At 63.3% G+C, this 21,435-nt stretch carries 8 protein-coding genes; 5 read left to right on the top strand and 3 right to left on the bottom strand.

What is annotated here, in order from left to right; translation table 11 throughout:
- Positions 1 to 135: 135 nt before the first annotated feature.
- On the bottom strand, positions 136 to 1,764 hold the full coding sequence (locus C4J94_RS11440) for a PvdJ/PvdD/PvdP-like protein (protein ID WP_124386252.1): 1,629 nt from the start codon (positions 1,762 to 1,764) through the stop codon (positions 136 to 138).
- A gap of 142 nt (positions 1,765 to 1,906) precedes the next feature.
- On the opposite strand from C4J94_RS11440, the gene pvdM reads away from it, so the two are divergent.
- From pvdM to C4J94_RS11425, 3 genes are read left to right on the top strand one after another with little or no spacing between them, the layout of a single operon-like run.
- Positions 1,907 to 3,268, top strand: coding sequence for a pyoverdine-tailoring dipeptidase-like protein PvdM (pvdM, locus tag C4J94_RS11435; protein ID WP_124386251.1), 1,362 nt, complete (start codon positions 1,907 to 1,909; stop codon positions 3,266 to 3,268).
- Positions 3,265 to 4,533, top strand: coding sequence for an aminotransferase class V-fold PLP-dependent enzyme (locus C4J94_RS11430; protein ID WP_124386250.1), 1,269 nt, complete (start codon positions 3,265 to 3,267; stop codon positions 4,531 to 4,533). The genes pvdM and C4J94_RS11430 overlap by 4 nt, the downstream gene beginning before the upstream one ends.
- A 29-nt stretch (positions 4,534 to 4,562) precedes the next feature.
- Positions 4,563 to 5,435, top strand: a complete 873-nt coding sequence (locus C4J94_RS11425; protein ID WP_124386249.1) for a formylglycine-generating enzyme family protein — start codon at positions 4,563 to 4,565, stop codon at positions 5,433 to 5,435.
- 119 nt (positions 5,436 to 5,554) lie between these two features.
- On the opposite strand, the gene C4J94_RS11420 is transcribed toward C4J94_RS11425, so the two are convergent.
- Complete coding sequence (locus C4J94_RS11420; protein ID WP_124386248.1) at positions 5,555 to 6,382, bottom strand: N(5)-hydroxyornithine transformylase PvdF; 828 nt, start codon at positions 6,380 to 6,382, stop codon at positions 5,555 to 5,557.
- Positions 6,383 to 6,580: 198 nt separating this feature from the next.
- On the opposite strand from C4J94_RS11420, the gene C4J94_RS11415 reads away from it, so the two are divergent.
- Positions 6,581 to 8,233: a cyclic peptide export ABC transporter gene (locus tag C4J94_RS11415; RefSeq protein WP_124386247.1), complete on the top strand. Its 1,653-nt coding sequence runs from the start codon at positions 6,581 to 6,583 to the stop codon at positions 8,231 to 8,233.
- Positions 8,234 to 8,387: 154 nt separating this feature from the next.
- Entirely contained in the window at positions 8,388 to 10,775 is a 2,388-nt protein-coding gene (locus C4J94_RS11410; protein WP_124388959.1) for a TonB-dependent siderophore receptor, read from the top strand.
- Positions 10,776 to 10,945: 170 nt separating this feature from the next.
- Here the strand turns inward: C4J94_RS11410 and C4J94_RS11405 are convergent, their stop codons facing one another.
- On the bottom strand, positions 10,946 to 21,433 hold the full coding sequence (locus C4J94_RS11405; protein WP_124386246.1) for an amino acid adenylation domain-containing protein: 10,488 nt from the start codon (positions 21,431 to 21,433) through the stop codon (positions 10,946 to 10,948).
- Positions 21,434 to 21,435: the final 2 nt, after the last annotated feature.

Genomic DNA, 21,435 nt, shown 5'->3' with positions numbered 1-21,435 from the left:
CGTCCACTCTGTGGCGAGGAAGCTTGCTCCCGTTGGACTGCGCAGCAGTCCTGAAGCTGCCCCACTCTATATTTTGTGGCGATTGGCAGGCCGTCGCGGGAGCAAGCTCCCTCGCCACAGGTAATGCGCCGTTCCTTATGCTTTGCCGTTGACCTTGAGGTGCCGCGCATACCAGGGTCGCTGCGGCACGCGCTTGAACAGGCCCTTGAGCCGTTCTTCATCGTCGTTGAAGGTGATGCGCAGGGCCAGCTTCATGATTTCCGGGTCCATTTCCAGTGAGCGCCCCTGCTGCAACCCCGGCGTGGTGCTGCAGCCGTGGGTGTCCGGGCCCAACCAGGGGTCGCTGATTTCAACCCAGCGCCCCGGCGCGAACCAGGCCACGCCATTGACCTCGAGCCGGGTCACCTCGCCGGGATTGAACCGTTCGTGGGCGCGAAACCAGTCTTCGATACGGTCGTCGATCCAGCCATGAAAGTGCCAGAACACCGGATTGACATGGGATGAAAATGGATCACCGAGAAAGTCATTCTCCGGTGCGTACCAGCGCGCCGCAAAGTCCGCAGGGTCGCGGGCAAACGGCACCGGGGCGCCGTTGGACGGGTCGCGCGGCACCGAGGCCCAGCGCATGTGCAGCCAGTCATGCAGGCCCAGTTCCATCTCCGAGCCCAACTGGCCCAGGGTCAATCGGGCCAGGTAGCGCGGGTCGCGGTATTGGGATTCCCACACCTGGAAATTGCTGTGGTAGGTCTCGGCGGCCTTGATGTCGCTCACCCACTGAGTGTAGTCGGTGTCATCCGGGGCCGACCAGCACGGCGGCAGCGCAAAGCCGTCATGGTTATCGAAGTAACGCACAAAGCCCAGGCGATCACGCTCCAGCGCCGGTTGCGGCTCGGGAAAATGCGGCCATGACGGCAAGTCCTGCATGGAACGGGCTGTGCCGAGCATATGGCGGTGCATGAAGAAGAAGTCGATGCCCGAGCCGTTACGGTCCTTGCGCTTGCCCCGCGCATCACGCTCCTGGCCACGCGGCCCGGGTTGCCAGCCAATCCCGCGCAGGGCCTCGCGTTTTTCCTCGGACAGTTTGTGCCATTGGTCACGGGTGGCGTGCCACAGTTGGTGAAACAGGCGGTGCTCGGGGGAAATCAGCCACGCCAGCAGGGCCGGGTTGAGGCCGATACGCTGGCGGGCCTCGGGGAACAGCTGTTTGTGCGCGATAAAACGGTTGTCGCGCTCGGTCAATGCCAGGGGCCGCTCGAGGTCGAGGATCTGCCCGCTGAAGGTGCCGCTGCCGGCATTGCCGAAGTCGGCCCAGACTTCATCCAGGCTCATCTTGAATTCATAGGCCGGTATGCCCGCCGCCGAATCGCGGTCGATCAGCCGCCAATAGAGCAAGGCGCCCTCGCCCGTCAACAGGTCGCCCAATACGCGGTAGCGCGGCTCGCCGTCGGCACGCAGGTGCTCGGCGGTGTCCAGGTAACCGCGCAAGCCACGCCCTCGGGGAGCGATATCCAGCAGCAGCTCAAGGCCTTGCAACGGCAGGCCCTTGAGGCCGGCATCGCGGCCTTCCAGGCGCAGGCTCCACACGCCGCGCAAGGTATTGGCCAGGTGCTGGCCCTGGGTGTCGGCCAGGTCGACCGTGGCTTCGCCGGGGGTGATCGGGAATTCTTCTTCCCGCGTCAGCTCGCGATGGGCATAAAAGGCCGCGGGCACAGCAGCGCCGGTCAGCGCCAGGCCTGCGATGAACCCACGTCGAGAGATCGTCATTGTCTACCTTGGGAAACGGCTTAATCAGAGCTAGAACGTTTGCCGCCTGGGGAAATTTAACCGCCCTGCGCCGCCCGCTAAATTTCTCCGGCCATCGCTCGTTCTTCCCTGATAGCACGGGCCTCAACTGACTGAGATGGCAATGACAAAACCACGTTCGAAAAAGGCGCTGTATCTGGGCCTGCCGCTGGCACTGGCCGTCGCTGCCGGGGCCGGTTTCCTGGCCTGGGATCACTGGTTCAAGGGCAACGCCGGCTACCCGCTGGAGGTGATCAAGCAAGCCAATGACATGCAGGAACGCCTGTTGTCCTTCGACAGCCATATCACCGTGCCCATGGATTTCGGCACCGCCGGCAATGAAGCCGACAAGGATGGCAACGGCCAGTTCGACCTGGCCAAAGCGTCGCGTGGCCGCTTGTCCGCTGCGGCTTTGACTATCTTCGGCTGGCCGGAAATCTGGAACGGCGCCAACGCCCCGCACAAACCCACCGACGGTTTCGTCGAAGAGGCCCGCCACGAGCAAGAGGTGCGCTACAAAATCATCTCCGGCATGGTCCGCGACTTTCCCAACCAAGTGGGCATCGCCTATACCCCGGACGACATGCGCCGCCTGCACGGCGAAGGCAAGTTCGCGATTTTCATCAGCATGCTCAACGCCTACCCGCTGGGCAACGACCTGAACCAGCTGGACCTGTGGGCGGCACGCGGCATGCGCATGTTCGGCTTCAGCTACATCGGCAACAACGCCTGGGCGGATTCATCGCGCCCGCTGCCGTTCTTCAATGACACTGCCGACGCCCTCGAGGGCCTGTCGCCCATCGGCCAGCAAGCGGTTGCGCGCCTCAATGACCTCGGAGTGATCATCGATGTGTCGCAGATGTCGACCAAGGCGCTGGAACAGGTCGCGCAATTGAGCCGTACGCCCATGGTGGCCTCCCACTCGGCACCACGGGCGTCAGTGGACATCCCGCGCAACCTCAGTGACAAGGAACTGCAACTGATCAAGCGCAGTGGCGGCGTGGTGCAGGTGGTGGGCTTCCCTGCCTACCTGCGCCCGCTGAGCCAGCCGACCCAGGACAAGCTCAACGCCCTGCGCGCGCGCTTCGACTTGCCGCCGCTGCCGAACCTGGCGATGGCCTTGATGCCGGGCGACGCGATCATCGCCGCGTGGTCCGAACAGCGCTTCGGCCAGTACGCCAGCGAGTTGTACGCGATTCTCGAGGAAGAACCCAAGGCGACCCTCAAGGACTGGGGCGATGCCATCGACTACACCGTGCGCAAGATCGGCATCGACCACGTCGGCATCGCCTCGGACTTCAATGACGGCGGCGGTCTCCAGGGTTGGGAGAACGTCGGTGAGGTGCGCAATGTCACCGCCGAACTGATCCAGCGCGGCTACTCCGAAGCCGATATCGCCAAGCTATGGGGCGGTAACTTTCTGCGGGTGTGGGACCAGGTGCAGAAAGCAGCCAAACCCTCGGCCAACCATGAGGTAGCGCCATGAGCGACCGCCGCACATTCCTCAAGCTGGCCGGGGTCTTTGCCGCCAGCCTGCCGCTGGGCACGGCGCTGATGCCCCAGGTGCTGGCAGCCAACCCGAACGACCCATGGGCAGGACTGAAACAGCTGTTCAACCAGGACCCGGATTACCTGCACTTCTCCAACTTCCTGGTGGCCTCGCACCCAAGGCCGGTGCGCGAGGCCATCGAACGCTACCGCGCGCAGATCGACCGCAACCCCGGCCTGGCGATGGACTGGGACCTGCAGGAAACCTGGAAACGCGAGGGCCAGGTGCGCGAGTGGGCCGGGCGCTACCTGAACGCCACGCCGCCACAGATCGCCCTCACCGGCAGCACCTCCGAGGGACTGGCGATGATCTACGGCGGGATCAAGGTGCGCGCCGACCAGGAAATCCTCACCACCGAGCACGAGCATTACGCGACCCAGAACGTGCTGGATTTTCGCGTGCGCAGGGAAGGCACCCAGGTGCGCCGCATCCGCCTGTTCGACAGCGCAAGCCGCGTGTCGGCCGATGAAATTATCGGCAACATCCAGCGCACTATCCGCCCCAACACGCGGGTGCTGGGCATGACCTGGGTGCAGTCGGGCAGTGGCGTCAAATTGCCCATCGGCGAGATCGGCCGACTGGTGGATGAACACAATCGCCACCGCGACGACAACGACCGCATCCTCTACGTGGTCGACGGTGTGCACGGCTTCGGCGTGGAAAACCTCGACTTTCCGGGCATGCACTGCGACTTCTTTATCGCCGGCACCCACAAGTGGATGTTCGGGCCGCGCGGCACCGGCCTGGTGTGCGCGCGCGATGCCGAAAACAGGTACGTCACGCCAATGGTGCCGACCTTTTCCGAAGACACGAATTTCGCCACCACCATGACCCCCGGCGGCTACCACGCCTTCGAACATCGCTGGGCCGCCGACGAAGCCTTCAAGTTGCACCTGCAATTGGGCAAGGCCGCGGTGCAGGCGCGTATCCATGCGCTCAATACCGAACTTAAAGAGCAACTGCTGGCGCATCCGCAGGTAGAACTGGTCACCCCGCGCAGCCCTGAACTGTCGGCGGGCTTCACCTTCTTCCGGGTCAAGGGCCAGGACAGCGACGCGATTGCGGCGCACATGCTGCAAAACCGCGTGGTCATCGACGCGGTGGACCGCGATGTCGGCCCGGTAATCCGTACCTCCCCCGGCCTGCTCAACAATTCGGATGAAATCCAGCGCTTCATGGCGCTGCTGAGCCCGCGGTTGTGAACCCTTTTTTCTTTGAACGAGACGCTCGCATGACGCCATTTCGACTCAACCCCCTGCCCGCCCTGGCGCTGACCGCGCTGTGCAGCGCCCTGCTCCCCGGCCTGGCCCAGGCGGCCGCGACGCAACCGGGCAAAGTCTTCAAGGACTGCAAGGATTGCCCGGAAATGGTGGTGCTGCCCGCCGGTACGTTCACCATGGGCACCCCGGAAGACGAAGTCGGCCGCGAGCCCGACGAAGGCCCGATGCATGAAGTCACCTTTGCCAAGCCCTTCGCCATGAGCCGCTTCCAGATCACCGCCGGCGAGTGGGACAGCTACGTGCGCCAGACCGGCGTCACCATCGCCAACGGCGATGACCGCCCCGGCCGCGAATGCATCGCCAGCAAGCCACGCTACCCCCAGGGGCCACGCCAGCCAGCCGTGTGCATGGACATGGACGACATCAAGCGCTACGTGAGCTGGCTGTCGAAGAAGACCGGGCAGAACTACCACATGGTCAGCGAGGCCCAACGTGAATACGCGGCCCGCGCCGGCACCCGCGGGCCGTTCCCCTTCCCGTTCGACGAAGGCAAGGGCTACAGCATTGCCGAACACGCCAACACCTACGGCCCGGCGGACGGCTACAGCTATTCGTCGCCGGTGGGCAGCTACCCGCCGAACGCCTTTGGCTTGTATGACATGCATGGCAACGTGTACGAGCGGGTTGCCGATTGCGAGCACCCGAACTACATCGGCGCGCCGACCGAAGGCAGCGCCTGGGTGGAGCCCAACTGTGAGGCCTACCAGATTCGTGGCAATGACTGGGGCGAGGCGCCGGTATTTTCCCGCTCAGGCAACCGCAACAACATCTACCCGCAGACGCGGGGTGACTGGATTGGCTTCCGGGTAGTGCGCGATCTCTGATAGCGCAATAGATCCAAATGTGGGAGGGGGCTTGCTCCCGATGGCGGTGTGTCAGACAACGATGCATGCACTGACACGCCCTCATCGGGGGCAAGCCCCCTCCCACATTTGAACTGCATTCAGTTCTTCTGAGCCAACAGTTCCAGGCCTTCATGCAACGCCGGGAACAGGCTGTTGTTGAAGTTGTTCCAGCGCAGTTCGAGGATTGTGTCCTGCGGTGAAATCTCGGTCCTCAACACGTCGTGGAACACTTCGCCGGAGTCGATACCGTTGTCCACGTAGTGGAACGACGCGCCGGTAAGGTACAGCGGCGCCGAAGGCTTGGTGGCCTTGGTTGCCCAATCCACCACTGTCTGCCCACGCGCACCGTAGAGCGCGTTCCAGGTGGCATAGGCACCACGGCGTTCGTAAGGCGATTCGATGCGTGTGATACCCGGATGGATGTTCATGATGCGCCGCGCAAACGGCGCGCCTGGGCGCACCAGTTCATCGAGGATCACCAGCAAGCCATCGAGCACCACGATGTCGGCTTTCAACTCCACCAGGGTGTCGTGCAGGCGCCGTTCGAAATCCTGTTTGCCGGCGACATGTTCGGCGCTGCCCCGTGGCAGGCGGCGATAGGTCGACGGCACGCTCAGCAACAGGTCATTGACCAGCGTGCCCTGTACGCGCAAATCGGCCGGGTACAGCCATTGGCGGCCAGGCGCGTAAGCGAAACCGTAATCGGCGACCAGCGCCTGATCCCGTGGGTTTTGCTCATCGTCGTCATACACCACCCCGACCAGGTTGTAGGCATCGCCCAGCGAAGTGTCGTTGAGCGAGCCCACCAGAAATTCCAGTACCGACTTCATGTAGCGCTCATGGTCCTTGTAGGCCACCGGCTGCCCGGCCTTGTCGGCGGCGGCATTTCTCAGGGACCACACATACACCAGGTTCTTTTTCGTCATTGGTTCGCTCTCGCACAAGGAATACGCACGGCGTGAATACCCGTGCGCCTACACAACAAGAACGAACCAGCCCTCGCGCGATTTATCCCGCGTCGGCGCCGCCGGGCGCACCGCGCTAAATAGTCGCGCCGATGCTTCGTTTGTCATGGGTAAGGGTCTGCGTGCCCAGCCCCTCTTTTCACTCTCCGGGATGTATTTATGACCGACCCCAAACGCGGCGCCTTCAAAGGCTTGCTCGCCCTGCTCCGGCCGTTTCGCACCATCGTGACGGTCTCCGTCGCCCTCGGCATGGTGGGCGGCCTGGCCATTACCTTGCTGCTGGCCACGATCAATAATGCGCTGCATTCGGCCAACGGCATGACCCAGGGCGTGGTGCTGACCTTTGCCGCGTTATGCGTGGTGGCGCTGCTCAGTTCGATCATTTCCGACATCGGCACCAACTACGTCGGGCAACGAATCATCGCCGCGCTGCGCAAGGACCTGGGCGAGAAGGTGCTGTCGGCGCCCATCGGGCAGATCGAACGGTATCGCTCCCACCGCCTGATCCCGGTGCTGACCCACGACGTCGACACCATCAGCGACTTCTCCTTCGCGTTCACCCCCCTGGCCATCGCGGCCACGGTCACCCTCGGTTGCCTGGGCTACCTGGCCTACCTGTCGGTGCCGATGTTCCTGATGATGGTGGTGGCGATCATTATCGGCAGCGCCGTGCAATTCATCGCCGGCGGCAAAGGCATTCAAGGCTTCGACCTGGCGCGCAGCCATGAGGATGAGTTGCAGCGTTACTACAACGCGATCGCGTCCGGCGCCAAGGAGCTGCGCATGCACCGGCCGCGACGGTTTCGCATGAACACCCATCGCATCCAGGAAACCGCCGACCGCATCAGCGATATCCAGGTGCGCTCGGTCAACATCTACATCCTCGCCAAGACGTTTGGCTCGATGCTGTTCTTTGTAGTCATTGGCCTGGCCCTGGCGATGCAGGCGTATAACCCCAACCCGGACCCCACCGTGATCACCGGCTTCGTGCTGGTGCTGCTGTACATGAAAGGCCCGCTGGAGCACCTGCTGGGCTACCTGCCGGTGGTGGGCAAGGCGAAGATTGCCTTTGGCCGCATCAGCGAGCTGTCGGAACGCTTTTCATCGCCCGAACCGCACCTGTTGATGGACGACAGCGAAGCGCCGAAACCGGTGGTCACAAGCCTCGAACTGCGCGGCGTGAGCTACAGCCCGCCCGCGGTCGAGGGCAGCGAGCCGTTCCATCTGGGGCCGATCAACCTGAGCATCAAGCAAGGCGACATCGTGTTCATCGTCGGGGAGAACGGCAGCGGCAAGACCACCCTGATCAAACTGCTGCTGGGCCTGTACTCGCCCCAGGCCGGCGAGATTCGCCTGAACGGCGAAGCGGTCACCGACCCTGAGCGCGACGACTATCGCCAGCTGTTCACCACGGTGTTTTCCGACTACTACCTGTTCGACGACCTGGTGCAAGGCAGCGCCACCCAGTCCCTGGACAGCGCCACTCAATACCTGGAACGCCTGGAGATCGCGCACAAGGTCAGCGTCAAGGACGGCGTGTTCAGCACCACCGACCTTTCTACCGGCCAGCGCAAGCGCCTGGCACTGGTCAACGCCTGGCTCGAAGAACGCCCAGTGCTGGTGTTCGACGAATGGGCCGCCGACCAGGACCCGGCCTTCCGCCGGATTTTCTACACCGAGCTACTGCCGGACCTCAAGCGCCTGGGCAAGACCATCATCGTGATCAGCCACGACGACCGTTATTTCGACATTGCCGACCAGCTGGTGCGGCTGCGCGCCGGCCAGGTGGTGCACGAAATGGAGCCGGCGTGAAATTTATTTTCCGGTTTTGCGGAGTAAGAACGTCTCACTAGTGGTAATGAGAATTAACCTCAATAGATACTAATAACTGCCCACTTAACACCTAGAAGAGAAAGCATCCATGCCAGCACGACTCGGTCTCAGCCCCCTGAGCAAAGCGTTATCCATGCGCAGGGCCCTGAACATGAACCTTCTCCCGAGTGCCCTGGCACTGGCGGTGTCACTGCCGATTGCAGGCTACGTGCAGGCCCAGGAGATCGAGTTGAACATTCCTGCGCAGCCGCTGGGGAGCGCGCTGCAGGAATTTGGCCGCCAGGCCAACGTGCAAGTGCTGTACAGCCCGGGCGATGTGCAGGGCAAGAACAGTCGTGCCGTCAACGGCAAGATGCAGCCGCAGCAAGCCATCGATGCATTGCTCAACGGCAGCCAGACCACCTACAGCCTCAACGGCAATACCCTGACCGTGGCCGCTGCCGGTACTGGTGGCGGGCTGGAGCTGAGTCCGACTCAGGTAACCGGCAACATGCTGGGTAACGTGACCGAAAATACCGGTTCCTATACGCCGGGCTCCATCGCCACCGCAACGCGCCTGGTTCTGACACCTAAGGAAACCCCGCAGTCGGTGACCGTCGTCACGCGCCAACATATGGACGATTTCGGCTTGAACAGTGTGGACGACGTGATGCGCCACACCCCGGGCATCACCGTTTCCGCGTTCGATACCGAGCGCAGCAATTACTACGCCCGTGGCTTCTCCATCAACAACTTCCAGTATGACGGCATCCCGTCCACCGCACGCAACGTGGCCTACTCCGCGGGCAATACCCTGAGCGACATGGCGATCTACGACCGTGTCGAAGTGCTCAAGGGCGCGACCGGCCTGCTGACCGGTGCAGGTTCGCTGGGCGCAACCATCAACCTCGTACGCAAGAAACCGACCGCCGAGTTCCAGGGTCATGCCACGCTGGGTGCTGGCTCTTGGGACAATTACCGCAGCGAGCTGGATGTGAGCGGCCCCCTGACTGAAACCGGCAATATCCGTGGCCGGGCCGTCGCCGCCTACCAGGACAAGCACTCGTTCATGGACCGCTACGAGCGCAAAAGCCCGACCTACTACGGCATCATGGAGTTCGACCTGTCCCCCGACACCATGCTGACTGTGGGCGGTGATTATCAGGACAGCCTGCCGAAAGGTTCGTCGTGGTCGGGCAGCTTCCCACTGATCGATGCCCAGGGTAATCGCAACAACGTCAAGCGCTCGTTCAACAACGCCGCCGACTGGAGCAGCTGGGAGCAGTACACCCGCACCGTCTTCGCCATGGTGGAGCACGACCTGGGGGATGGCTGGATCACCAAGCTGCAACTGGACCACAAGATCAACGGTTACCACGCGTTGATGGGGTCAATTCAGGGCGATACGCCAGCATTGGATGGCACGTCACAGCTCACTTCGGGTAAATACACCGGAGAGACCGTCAGCGATTCCGCCGATCTGTATGTGAGCGGCCCTTTCAGCCTGGGTGGCCGCGAGCATGAGCTGGTTCTCGGTGGCTCTATCAGCTCGTCGGAATGGAATGGCAACGGTTACTGGAACCTCGCCCCTAACCTGGTGGACTTCCACAACTGGCACGGCAACGCCCCGCAACCGGATTGGGGCACGCCGCAATCGAAAATCGACGACACCGTGCGCCAGACCGGCATGTACATGACGACCCGCCTGAGCCTTGCCGACGACCTCAAGCTGCTGCTGGGTGGCCGGGTAGTCAACTACACGGTCACCGGCAACAACCCGAGCTATCGCGAGTCGGGGCGCTTCGTACCCTATGTGGGTGCGGTGTACGACCTGAACGATACCTACTCGGTCTACGCCAGTTACACCGATATCTTCATGCCGCAGGAAAGCTACAACCGCGACAGGGATAACAAGCTGCTTGAACCGGACGAAGGCCAGAACTGGGAGCTGGGCCTGAAGGCAGATTTCCTGGACGGTCGTGTAAATGCCAGCGCAGCCTACTTTGAGATCCATGAAGACAACCGTTCCGTTTCGGACGACGATTACAACAACCTCAAGCCCACCCCTTCGAACTATGCGTTCAAAGGTACCAAGGCGGTGACCAAGGGTTATGAAGTGGAGATGTCCGGCGAACTGGCTCCGGGATGGCAGCTCCAGGCCGGCTATACCCACAAGATCGTGCGCGACGACAAAGACGTGAAAATTTCCACCTTCGAACCCGAAGATCAGGTCAGCCTCTACACCACCTACAAACTCAAGGGCAACCTCGACAAGTTGACCGTCGGCGGCGGTGCTCGCTGGCAGAGCGTGGCCTGGCAGGACATCTACAACTCTCCCCGTGGCGGCTACGAAGAATTCTCCCAGGAGTCGTACTGGCTGGTAGACGCGATGGCCCGCTACCAATTCACTAAAAACGTGTCGACTACGCTGAACATCAACAACATTTTCGACAAGTCCTACTACACCAACATCGGCTTCTACAACTCTGCTGCCTATGGCGAACCGCGCAACTTCATGCTCAGCACGCGCTGGGACTTTTAAGTCGCGTTATCAGCCGTCCCGTCGCGGCTGACGGTTGCACGCCAAACGCCCCGGGGCATCCACTGCCCGGGGCGTTTTAGTGTGTGAAGATCATTCCCACTCTCCGGCGTGGGAACGATCGGCCCCCAGTCACGCGAGGTGACCGGGGGCTCCTTCGCGCAGGCCTGGACTCAGGCCATCGCTGCGGCGAAGCTGCGGATGAATTGCGCGTTATCGATCAACCGGTCATGGCTGGTCTCGATCAGCACTGAACGCTCGACCTGCGATTGTCCAGCCACCTCCAGCATGCTTGCCTCGATCAACTGATGATGCACCCCGGTACGGCTCAAGGTTGCCCACCAGCAACTGATCGGTGCCTTGATTGCCTTGAAGTCGGCATCGCGCAGGCGCTCGCCCAAAAGGCGGTCGACCTCCCAGGAAATCTGCGCCTCCTCACCATTGAGCAACTCCTCCTTGAGCTCGAGAAAGCGCTCGCCCAGGGTCTGTTCGGCCCAGCGGCTGAAGGCGGCCCACCGCTCGCCGTCCTCCGCCTCTGAACGTTGCAGCCCCGACCAGTGGGCGTGAATCTGCTCGGAAAAATCCGCGAACATTACCCCCAGCAGCTCCACACGTCGCTCATTGGCAGATATGTCCCGCTCATCGACCATCACCGCGCTATCCCAGAATGGCTTGACCCACTGGGGCGGTGATGCATCGATCCAGCCGACACACTCAACCTGCCGGCCCGCCTGCTCCAGGCCATAGGCAACTTCCATCGCCAGGTTGCCCCCCAGGGACCAGCCGGCCAGACGGAACGGCCCTTCAGGCTGTGCCTTCAATAATTGCGACGTGTAGTCTTCGACCATTTCAGACCAGGCGGGAACCTCACTGCCCTGCTCGGCCAGCGCGCGACACATCACCCCCATCACCGGCCGCTGCTCGCGCAACGCCAGGGCAATTGCCTTGTAGCAATGCACCGAGCCATAGCTGGGATGGAAGAGGTACAAAGGTGTGCCTCGGATTTGACTATTGAGCCTCACGATCAACGACGTCTCGGCGCGTCCCTCCAGGCACAGCGCCTGCCCGGCCACGGTCGGATTGAGCATCAACTGACTCACCGACAACTCCACGCCGACGGCCTTGCGGATGCGCTCCTTGAGCATCAGCACCAGCAACGAATGCCCACCCAACTCGAAGAAGTTGTCTTCGACGCCCACCTGCTCAAGCTCCAGAACCTCACTCCAGACCGCCACGAGCGTGTGCTCCAGTGGGCTGCGCGCTGCAACGAATTTGCGCTCATACACGCCGACGTCGGGCGCGGGCAAGGCCTTGCGGTCCAGCTTGCCATTCGGGCTCAGCGGCATCCGGTCCAGCAGTACCCACTGCGCAGGCACCATGTAATCGGGCACATGCGCCAACAAGTGAAGGCTCAAGGCATCACGCCACGCTTGCGTCGAGTCCTGCAGCACCAGGTAGCCGACCAGGTACTTTCCTTCATGCACTTGCACCGAGGCCTCGCGCACCTGCGGATGCTCCAGCAACCGTGCCTCAATTTCGCCCAGTTCTATGCGTAAGCCGCGCAGCTTTACCTGATGGTCCAGGCGACCGATGTATTCGATCACGCCATCCATACGCTGGCGCACCCGATCCCCGGTGCGATACAACCGCGAGCCCGGCTGGAACGGACAGGGTACGAACCGCTCTGCGGTAAGGCCGGGGCGCCGATGGTAACTGCGTGCCAGCCCCACGCCGCCCAGGTACAGCTCGCCGGCAACACCCGGTGCGACTGGCTGCAATTGCCCATCCAGCACATGCGTGCGCAAGTTGGCAATCGGTCGACCAATCGGCACGCTGTCGCGCTGTTCATCGACGCATGTCCAGTGGGTCACATCAATGGCAGCCTCAGTGGGTCCATACAGGTTGAACAAGCCCGCGTTTGGCAGCTTGGCGAACACTTGCTGCTGCGCGTCCACCGGCAGGGCTTCGCCACTGCACATGATGCGTTGCAGCCCCTGACAACTGGCCGCCTTCGGGTCCTGGAGGAACGCTTGCAGCATCGAGGGCACGAAATGCAGGGTGGTCACCTGCTGGCGATTGATCAATTCCACCAACCGTGATGGGTCCCGATGATCCCCAGGCGCCGCCACCACCAGTCGAGCCCCCGTCATCAAGGGCCAGAAAAACTCCCATACGGACACGTCGAAACTGAACGGTGTTTTCTGCAGCACCGTATCTTCGGCGTCCAGCGCATAAGCCTGTTGCATCCAGAGCAATCGGTTGGTCAACGCGCAGTGGCGGTTACCTGCGCCCTTCGGCTGCCCGGTAGAGCCGGAGGTGTAAATCACGTAAGCCAGGTTTTCTGCGTCCACCGCAACATCAGGATCGGTATCGGCGTATTCGCTCAGCCACAGATCACCGGGCTCGACCACCAGGCAGTGCGAGGGATCACTGACGGGCAGCGCCTGCAACAGGTGCGCCTGGGTCAACAGCAGCGGTGCGTTGCTGTCCTGCAGCATGTAGGCCAGGCGTTCACGCGGGTAGTCCGGGTCCAGCGGCACATAGGCACCACCCGCCTTGAGCACCGCCAGCAGCGCGACGACCATTTCGATTGAACGCTCCATCGCCACACCCACCAGCATGTCCGGCGCGACACCGGCCTGGATCAGGCGGTGCGCCAGGCGATTGGCTCGAGCATTGAGCTGCGAATAACTGAGCGCCTGCGCGGCAAACAGCACTGCCTGGGCATCCGGCGTGCGCCGCACTTGCGCTTCGAACATCTGCTGCACGGTGCAGTGCAACGGATAAGCCTGCGCCGTGTCGTTCCACTGCTCCACCATGACCTGCTGCTCCAGCGGTTCCAGCAGCGGTAACTGAGTGACCCGTTGATCCGGGTCACTCAACATGGCCTGCAACAGGTTCTGCCAATGACGCGCCATGCGCCTGGCCGTAGCGGCGTCGAACAGGTCGGTGGCATAGGTCAACGTAGCCGACAGCCCATCGACGGTTTCCTGGGTATCCAGACTCAGATCGAACTGCGCGGTCTGCGTGCCCCAATCCAGCCCCTCGACTTTCAGGTCGGGCAGTTGCTGGCCGCTACTGGCCAGGCGGGCTTCGCTCTGGTGATTGAACATCACCTGGAACAATGGGTTATGGCTCAAGCTGCGCTCAGGCTGCAGGGCGTCGACCAACTGCTCGAACGGCAGGTCCTGGTGGCTCTGGGCGTCGAGCGCGCGATGCCTGGCCTGCTGCAGCAATTGGCTGACCGTCAGTTGAGGATCGATATCACCCTTGAGCACTTGCGTGTTGACGAAAAAACCCACCAGGCGTTCGGTTTCGACCCGGCTGCGATTGGCGATGGGCACTCCGACGCGAATGTCCTGTTGCCCGGTATAACGGTGCAGCAGCGTCTGGAACGAGGCCAGCAGCACCGTGAACAGCGTGACATTTTCACGCTGTGCCAGCCCCTTGAGCCCTGCCAGCAACGCCGGGGCAAGGCTGAGCGCCAGGCTCGCGCCACAAAAGCTCTGCACCGACGGCCGCGGCCGGTCGAGCGGTAGCTCCAGCAACGGTTGCTCGCCGCCCAGCAGCGCCTGCCAATAAGCGAGTTGCCGCGCCCGCTCCCCCGCTTCCATCCAGTCACGCTGCCACTGGGCGTAATCGGCGTATTGAATCGGCAATGCTGGCAGTTGCAGATCCTGGCCTTGGCTGTAAGCGGCGTATAACTGCACCAGCTCATCGACCATGACCTGCATCGACCAGCCATCGGAAACGATGTGGTGCTGCACCAGCACCAATACATGGTCGTCTTCGGCGATCCGCAACAAGGTTACGCGCAGCAGCGGCCCTTGTTGCAGGTCGAACGGGCGTGCAATTTCCGCCTCTACCAGACGCTGTAAATCGCTTTCATTGGCCGGCGCCTGCACGATGTCCACTGCACCGACTTCGCGGATCACTTGAAAGGCGCGCCCGGCCTCCTGATACACCTGAGTGCGCAGGCTTTCATGGCGGGCAACCAGACGCTCGAAGGCCCGCTGCAAAGCCGTTCGGTCCAGCCAGCCGCGCAGACGCAACGTGCTGGGTAGGTGGTAGGCCGCACTGCTCGGGTCCAATTGCCAGAGAAACCACTGCCGCTCCTGGGCATAGGACAGCGCCAATGGCTGCTCACGGCTGACCGGCAGGATGGGCGGTGCGCTCGCCGCAGACGCTTGCAAGTGGGTCAGCACCTCGACAAAACCCTGCAGCCGCGGTTGTTCAAACAATGTCCTCAGAGGGACTTCCCGATCCAACAGCTGACGCAAGCGGGAAATCACCTGCATCGCCAACAACGAGTGGCCTCCAGATTCGAAGAAATGGTCGGCCAGGCCTACCCGCTCCACACCCAGGATTTCGGCCCAGATGGTTGCCACTTGCTGCTCCAGCTCGCTCTGCGGCGCCACATACACCTGCTGCATCAGGCTCACATCCGGCAGCGGTAGGCCCTTGCGGTCGAGCTTGCCGTTGGGGGTCAGTGGCATGCGTTCCAGAAACATCAGGTGCGTGGGCACCATGTAGTCCGGCAAGCGGGTTTTCAGGGCGCGGCGCAGGGCTTCGCGGCCGTCGGCTTGGGCGGCGGCATCGTTGAGCAGGGCCGGGTCCAGCGGTACCACGTAGGCCACCAGCTGCTTGCCGGTCGGGCCGTCCTGGGCCACCACCACGGTTTCACCGACGCTGGCCTGCTCGCGCAGGCGCGCTTCGATTTCGCCCAGTTCGATACGGAAACCGCGGATTTTCACCTGATGGTCGACGCGGCCGAGGTAGTCCACCACCCCATCCGGGCGCCCACGGGTCAGGTCGCCGCTGCGATACACGCGGCTGCCGGGCTTGCCGAATGGGTCCGGCACAAAACGTTCGGCGGTCAGGGCAGGACGCTCCAGGTAACCCCGCGCCACGCCCTCGCCGCCCAGGTACAACTCGCCGGCCACGCCGATGGGTTGCAGGTTCAGTTGGGCATCGAGCACATAGCCGCTGCGGTTGCCGAGCAAGGTGCCGATGGGTGCGTACACCGCGCCGCACGGGTCGCCCTGGCGTGCTTTCCACAACAGCGGCGTGACCACGGTTTCGGTGGGGCCGTAGCCATTGAACAGGTAGGTCGGCTTGAGTGCGCGCCAGGCCAGGTCATAGCTGGCCTGGGCCACGGCATCGCCGCCGAAGCAGTACACGCGCACCGCGGGTGGGTTGCCGTCGCGTTCGGCGTGTTCGGCCAGTTGCTGCAGGTACACCGGCGGGAACACCGCCATGGTCACCTGGTGACGGTGCATCTGTTCATAGGTGTATTCCGGCAGCCACAGGCTGTCGTCACGGATCAGCACGCTGGCGCCGTTGATCAGCGGGTGCATCCAGCCTTCGTGGGCACCGTCGAAGGCGAACGACATGAAGTGCAGTTCGCAATCGGCCGGGCGGGTTTCATAGCGCTCGCCGGTGGCGATGATGTGCGCCACCAACGGCCCGTGGGATACAGCCACGCCCTTGGGCATGCCGGTGGAACCGGAGGTGTAGATCACGTAGGCGAGGTTGTCGCCGTCCAATGCAACATTCGGCGCCGCGTCGTGCTCGTCGGACCAAGCTTGTAGCTGGTCTACCGCCAGGGCTTGCAGGCCGTCCGGGATCGGCAAGCGTTGTTGGACGGACGAGTGAGTCAGCAGTAACCGTGAGCGACTGTCCTGCATCATGTACAGCAGGCGATCACGCGGGTACTCAATATCCAGCGGCACGTACACGCCACCGGCTTTGAGTACCGCGAGGAAGGCCACCATGATCTCGGCGCTGCGCGGCATGGCGATGGCCACGCGCACTTCCGGGCCGACGCCACGGGCGATCAGCGCGTGGGCCAGGCGGTTGGCCTGACGTTCCAGTTCGCCATAAGTGAGCTGTTGGTCGGCGAACTTCACCGCCACCGCCTCCGGGGTTTCCCGCGCACGGTCGGCCACCAACTCATGCACCAGGCGCTGGGCCGAGAAGCCGGATGCGCTGCAGTCCCACAGCGCCAGGATCTGTTGCTGCTCGGCGGCGTCCAGCAGGCTCAACTGGCCGAGCTGCTGCCGAGGGTCGACGACCATGCCCTGCAGCAGGTTCTGCCAGTGGCGCGCCATGCGTTGCACGGTGCTGGCTTCGAACAGGTCCTGGGCATAACCGAGGGTGGCCCAGATGCCTTCGGTGGATTCCTGGATATCCAGGTCCAGGTCGAAATGCGCGGTCTTGCTTTGCCACTCCAGCCCTTCGACCAGCAGGTGCGGCAGTTGCTGCTGGACCTGGGCCTGGCCGACGTCGGTCTGGTGGTTGAACATCACTTGGAACAACGGGTTGTGGCTCAGGCTGCGCTCCGGTTGCAGGGCTTCCACCAATTGTTCGAACGGCAGGTCCTGGTGGGCCTGGGCTTCCAACGCGCGTTGGCGGGTGTGTTGCAGCAACTGCTCGACGCTCATCTGCCCATGCAGATCGGCCTTGAGCACCTGGGTGTTGACGAAGAAACCGATGAGACGCTCGGTTTCACTGCGGTTGCGGTTGGCGATGGGCACGCCGACGCGCACTTCCTCCTGGCCGCTGTAGCGATGCAGCAAGGTCTGGAACGACGCGAGCAGCAACATGAACAGGGTCACGCCCTGTTGCCGAGCCAGGGCCTTGAGGTCTTGAGTCAGCTCGGGGGCCAGCTCGAAGGCCAGGCGTGCGCCACGATGGCTTTGCACGGCCGGGCGCGGGTGGTCGAACGGCAGCTCCAGTACGCTTTGCTCGCCGCCCAGCCGCTCGCGCCAGTACGCCAACTGGCGTTCCTTCTCACCCGCTTCCATCCAGTTGCGCTGCCACACCGCGTAGTCGGCGTACTGGATCGGCAGCGCCGGCAGGTTCGGCGTGTGGCCCTGGCTGAACGCGGCGTACAGCTGCACCAGTTCCTCGACCATCAACTGCATCGACCAGCCATCGGAGACGATGTGATGCTGCACCAACACCAGCACATGTTCATCAGCGGCCAGGCGCAGCAGCGACACGCGCAGTAACGGACCACGCTCCAGGTCGAACGGCTGCGCGATCAGCGCCTCGACCTGTGCCTGGAGTTCAGCTTCGTCGACCTCGGCGTGAGCGATCTGCAACGACGCCTGCGGCTCGATCACTTGCACCGTGCGTGCGTGGTCTTGACGCAAATAGGTGCGCAGACTTTCATGCCGGGCCAGCAAAGCGTCGAAACTGCGTTGCAACGCAACCGGGTCCAACTGCCCTTTCAGGCGCAGCGCACTGGGGATGTGGTACGCGGCGCTGTGCGGCTCCAGCTGCCAGAGGAACCACTGGCGCTCCTGGGCGTAGGACAGCGGCAAAGGTTGCTCGCGCCCTGTCGGCAATAACGCCGGGGCGGCCGGCGACTGGCTGTCCTGGGACTGCAATGCGGCGACGAATGCATCCAGGCGCGGATGCTCGAACAGCGCCTTGAGCGGCACCTCACGCTGCAGCGTGTGGCGAATGCGCGACACCACTTGCATCGCCAGCAGCGAATGCCCGCCCAGTTCGAAAAAGTGCTGGTTCAAACCGACGTGTTCGACGCCGAGAATATCCGCCCAGATCGCGGCGACCTGCTGCTGCAACGGCGTGACCGGCGCCAGCCAGTCCGGCTGTGTCGCGCCCGCGCCTGGCTTGGGCAGAGCCTGGCGGTCCAGCTTGCCGTTGGGGTTGAGCGGCATGCGGTCGAGGAAGATCAGGTGCGCCGGCACCATGTAATCCGGCAGATGTTCGCGCAAGGTGACCAGCAATTGCTCGCAGGCGCGCTCGCGCTCGGCGTCGCTCAACGCATGCGCGGGCACCAGATAGGCCAGCAGCTGCTGGTCAGCGGCCAGCAATAGCGCTTCACGCACGCTGTCCTGGGCCAGCAGCAAGGTTTCGATCTCGCCCAGTTCGATGCGGAAACCGCGGATCTTCACCTGATGGTCGACCCGCCCGACGTACTCCACCACCCCATCGGCGCGATAACGCGCCAGGTCGCCAGTGCGATAAAGCCGCTCGCCGCACACGCCGAATGGGTTGGCGACAAAGCGCTCGGCGGTCAGGCCCGGGCGCTGCAGATACGCGCTGGCCAGACCACTGGCGCTGGCAATGTAGAGCTCGCCGACGGCCCCGACGGGCAACAGGTTCAGATCGCGGTCAAGCACGAACAAGCCACGCCCAGGTACCGCGCGGCCAATCGGGCTGGCAGTCACGCCGCTGATCACATTGGGGTCGGTGCAGTCCAGCACACTGGAGACCACGGTGGCCTCGGTCGGCCCGTAGGTGTTAAGCAGGCGCACATGGCCCAGGCCCGCGCGTTGCCACAGCAGCGGGCCGTCCAGGGGCATGGCTTCGCCGCCGATATGGACCTGGCGCAAGGCGCCGTAAGGCCGCGAACCCGCCGCCAGGCAGTCCTGCAAAAACAGCTTCCAGTAGGCGGTCGGCAAATCGGCCAGGGTGATGCCCTGCTCGATGATCTGCCGGTACAACTCGGCGCCGTCCCACAGCTGCGGGCCGCGCAGCACCACCGTGGCGCCGAGGGTCAGGGCCGGGTACAACTGCTCGACGAAGCCGTCGAAGTTCAGGGTCGCAAACTGCAACACGCGATCCTGCGCGACCAGTTGCGAATACTCGGCGGCGATTCCGGCGAACTCACTCAACGCAGCGTGGCTGATGGCAACGCCCTTGGGCTTGCCGGTGGAGCCGGAGGTGTAGATCACATAGGCCAGGCTTTGCGGCTCGAACGCGCCATCTGGCGTGTGTTCGGCACACAGGGCCAACTGCGCCTGAGCGAGGTCGATCTCCACCGCCTGCACCTGCGCAGGCAATGGCAGGCGATCGCGCAGGTGCGACTGGGTCAACACCAGGCGCACGCCGCTGTCCTCGAGCATGTGCACCAGACGCTCGCGAGGATACTCGGGGTCCAGCGGCACATAGGCGGCGCCGGTCTTGAGCACCGCCAGCAAACTGACCACCATGGCAAAGGAGCGCTCCACGGCGATACCGACCAATGCCTGCGGGCCGACGCCCTGGGCCATCAGGTAGTGCGCCAGGCGGTTGGCCTGGCGGTTCAGCTCGCCGTAGCTGAGGCTTTGTTCACCCAGCGCCAGGGCCTGGCGCTCGGGCTGCCTGGCGGCCTGGGCCTCGAACAGTCGGTGCACACCTTGCAGTTCACGGGTGCACGCCGGGGCGTTCCAGTGCTGGAGCATGCACTGCTGCTCGGCGCCACCGAGCATCGGCAGCTCATCCAGACGGCTGCGCGGTGCGCTGACGACCGCCTGCAGCAGTTGCTGCCAGTGTTGCGCCAAGCGCTCGATGGTTGGCGCGTCGAACAGATCGGTGGCGTAGTTAAACGCCGCCCACAGCCCCTCGGCCGATTCGTGGGTATCCAGGCTCAGGTCGAAGTGCGTGGTCTGGCTGTCCCATTCCAGCTCCACCACGCGCAGGCCCGGCAATTGCTGACCGCCGCGCCCGCCCTGGGCGTCGGTCTGATGGTTGAACATCACCTGGAACAGTGGGTTGTGGCTCAGGCTGCGCTCGGGTTGCAGCGCCACCACCAATTGCTCGAACGGCAGGTCCTGGTGGGCCTGGGCTTCGAGCGAGCGCTGCCGGGTCTGTTGCAGCAGCTCGACAAAACTCATCTGCCCGTCCAGGTCAGCCTTGAGCACCTGAGTGTTGACGAAAAAGCCGATCAGCCGCTCGGTCTCGACGCGGTTACGGTTGGCAATCGGCACGCCGATGCGGATGTCCGACTGCCCGCTGTAGCGATACAACAAGGTCTGGAACGACGCGAGCAACAACATGAACGGGGTGACACCCTCCTGCTGCGCCAGGCGCTTGAGGCCGGCGACCAGTTCGGGTGGCAGCTGCACCTGCAAGCTTGCGCCGCGATGGCTTTGCTGCGCGGGACGCGGACGGTCCAGCGGCAATTCCAGCACCGGTTGCTCGCCGCCCAGTAGCGCCTGCCAATAGGCCAGTTGCCGCGCCCGTTCCCCTGCCTCCATCCAGCCGCGCTGCCACAGGGCGTAGTCGGCGTACTGGATTGGCAGCTGCGGCAGTTGCAGGTCCTGTCCCTGACTGTACGCCGCGTACAACTGCACCAGCTCCTCGACCATCACCTGCATCGACCAACCATCTGACACGATATGGTGCTGCACCATCACCAGCACATGGTCATCCTCAGCCAGTTGCAACAGGGTCACACGCAGCAGCGGCGCCTGGTGCAGATCGAAAGGCCGCGCCACTTCGGCTTCCACTCGCGCCAGCAACTGCGTCTCGTCGATCTGCCCTTGCTGAATCTGCACGCTCGCCTGGGGCAGCACGACCTGACACACCTGCTCACCCTCCTCGACCAACTGCGTGCGCAGGCTTTCGTGGCGGGCCAACAGGCTGTCGAAGCTGCGCTGCAGGGCGGCCAGGTCCAGGCGCCCGTGCAAGCGCAAGGCGCCGGGGATGTGGTAAGTGGCACTGCCTGGGTCCAGTTGCCACAGAAACCACTGGCGCTCCTGGGCGTAGGACAGCGGCAGGCGTTGGCCGTCTTCACGGATCGAGGCAATCGGCAGTTGCGCGAAACTCATGCCCCGGCCCTGCAGACGCTGATAGAACTGCTGACGTTGTTCCAGAGGCAGGCGAAGAAAGCGCGACACCAGGTCGATATTAGGGTTGGAAAGCATGG

This window comes from Pseudomonas sp. R5-89-07 (assembly GCF_003851685.1).
GTDB lineage: Bacteria > Pseudomonadota > Gammaproteobacteria > Pseudomonadales > Pseudomonadaceae > Aquipseudomonas.
This window is presented reverse-complemented; position numbering and strand designations above follow the sequence as displayed.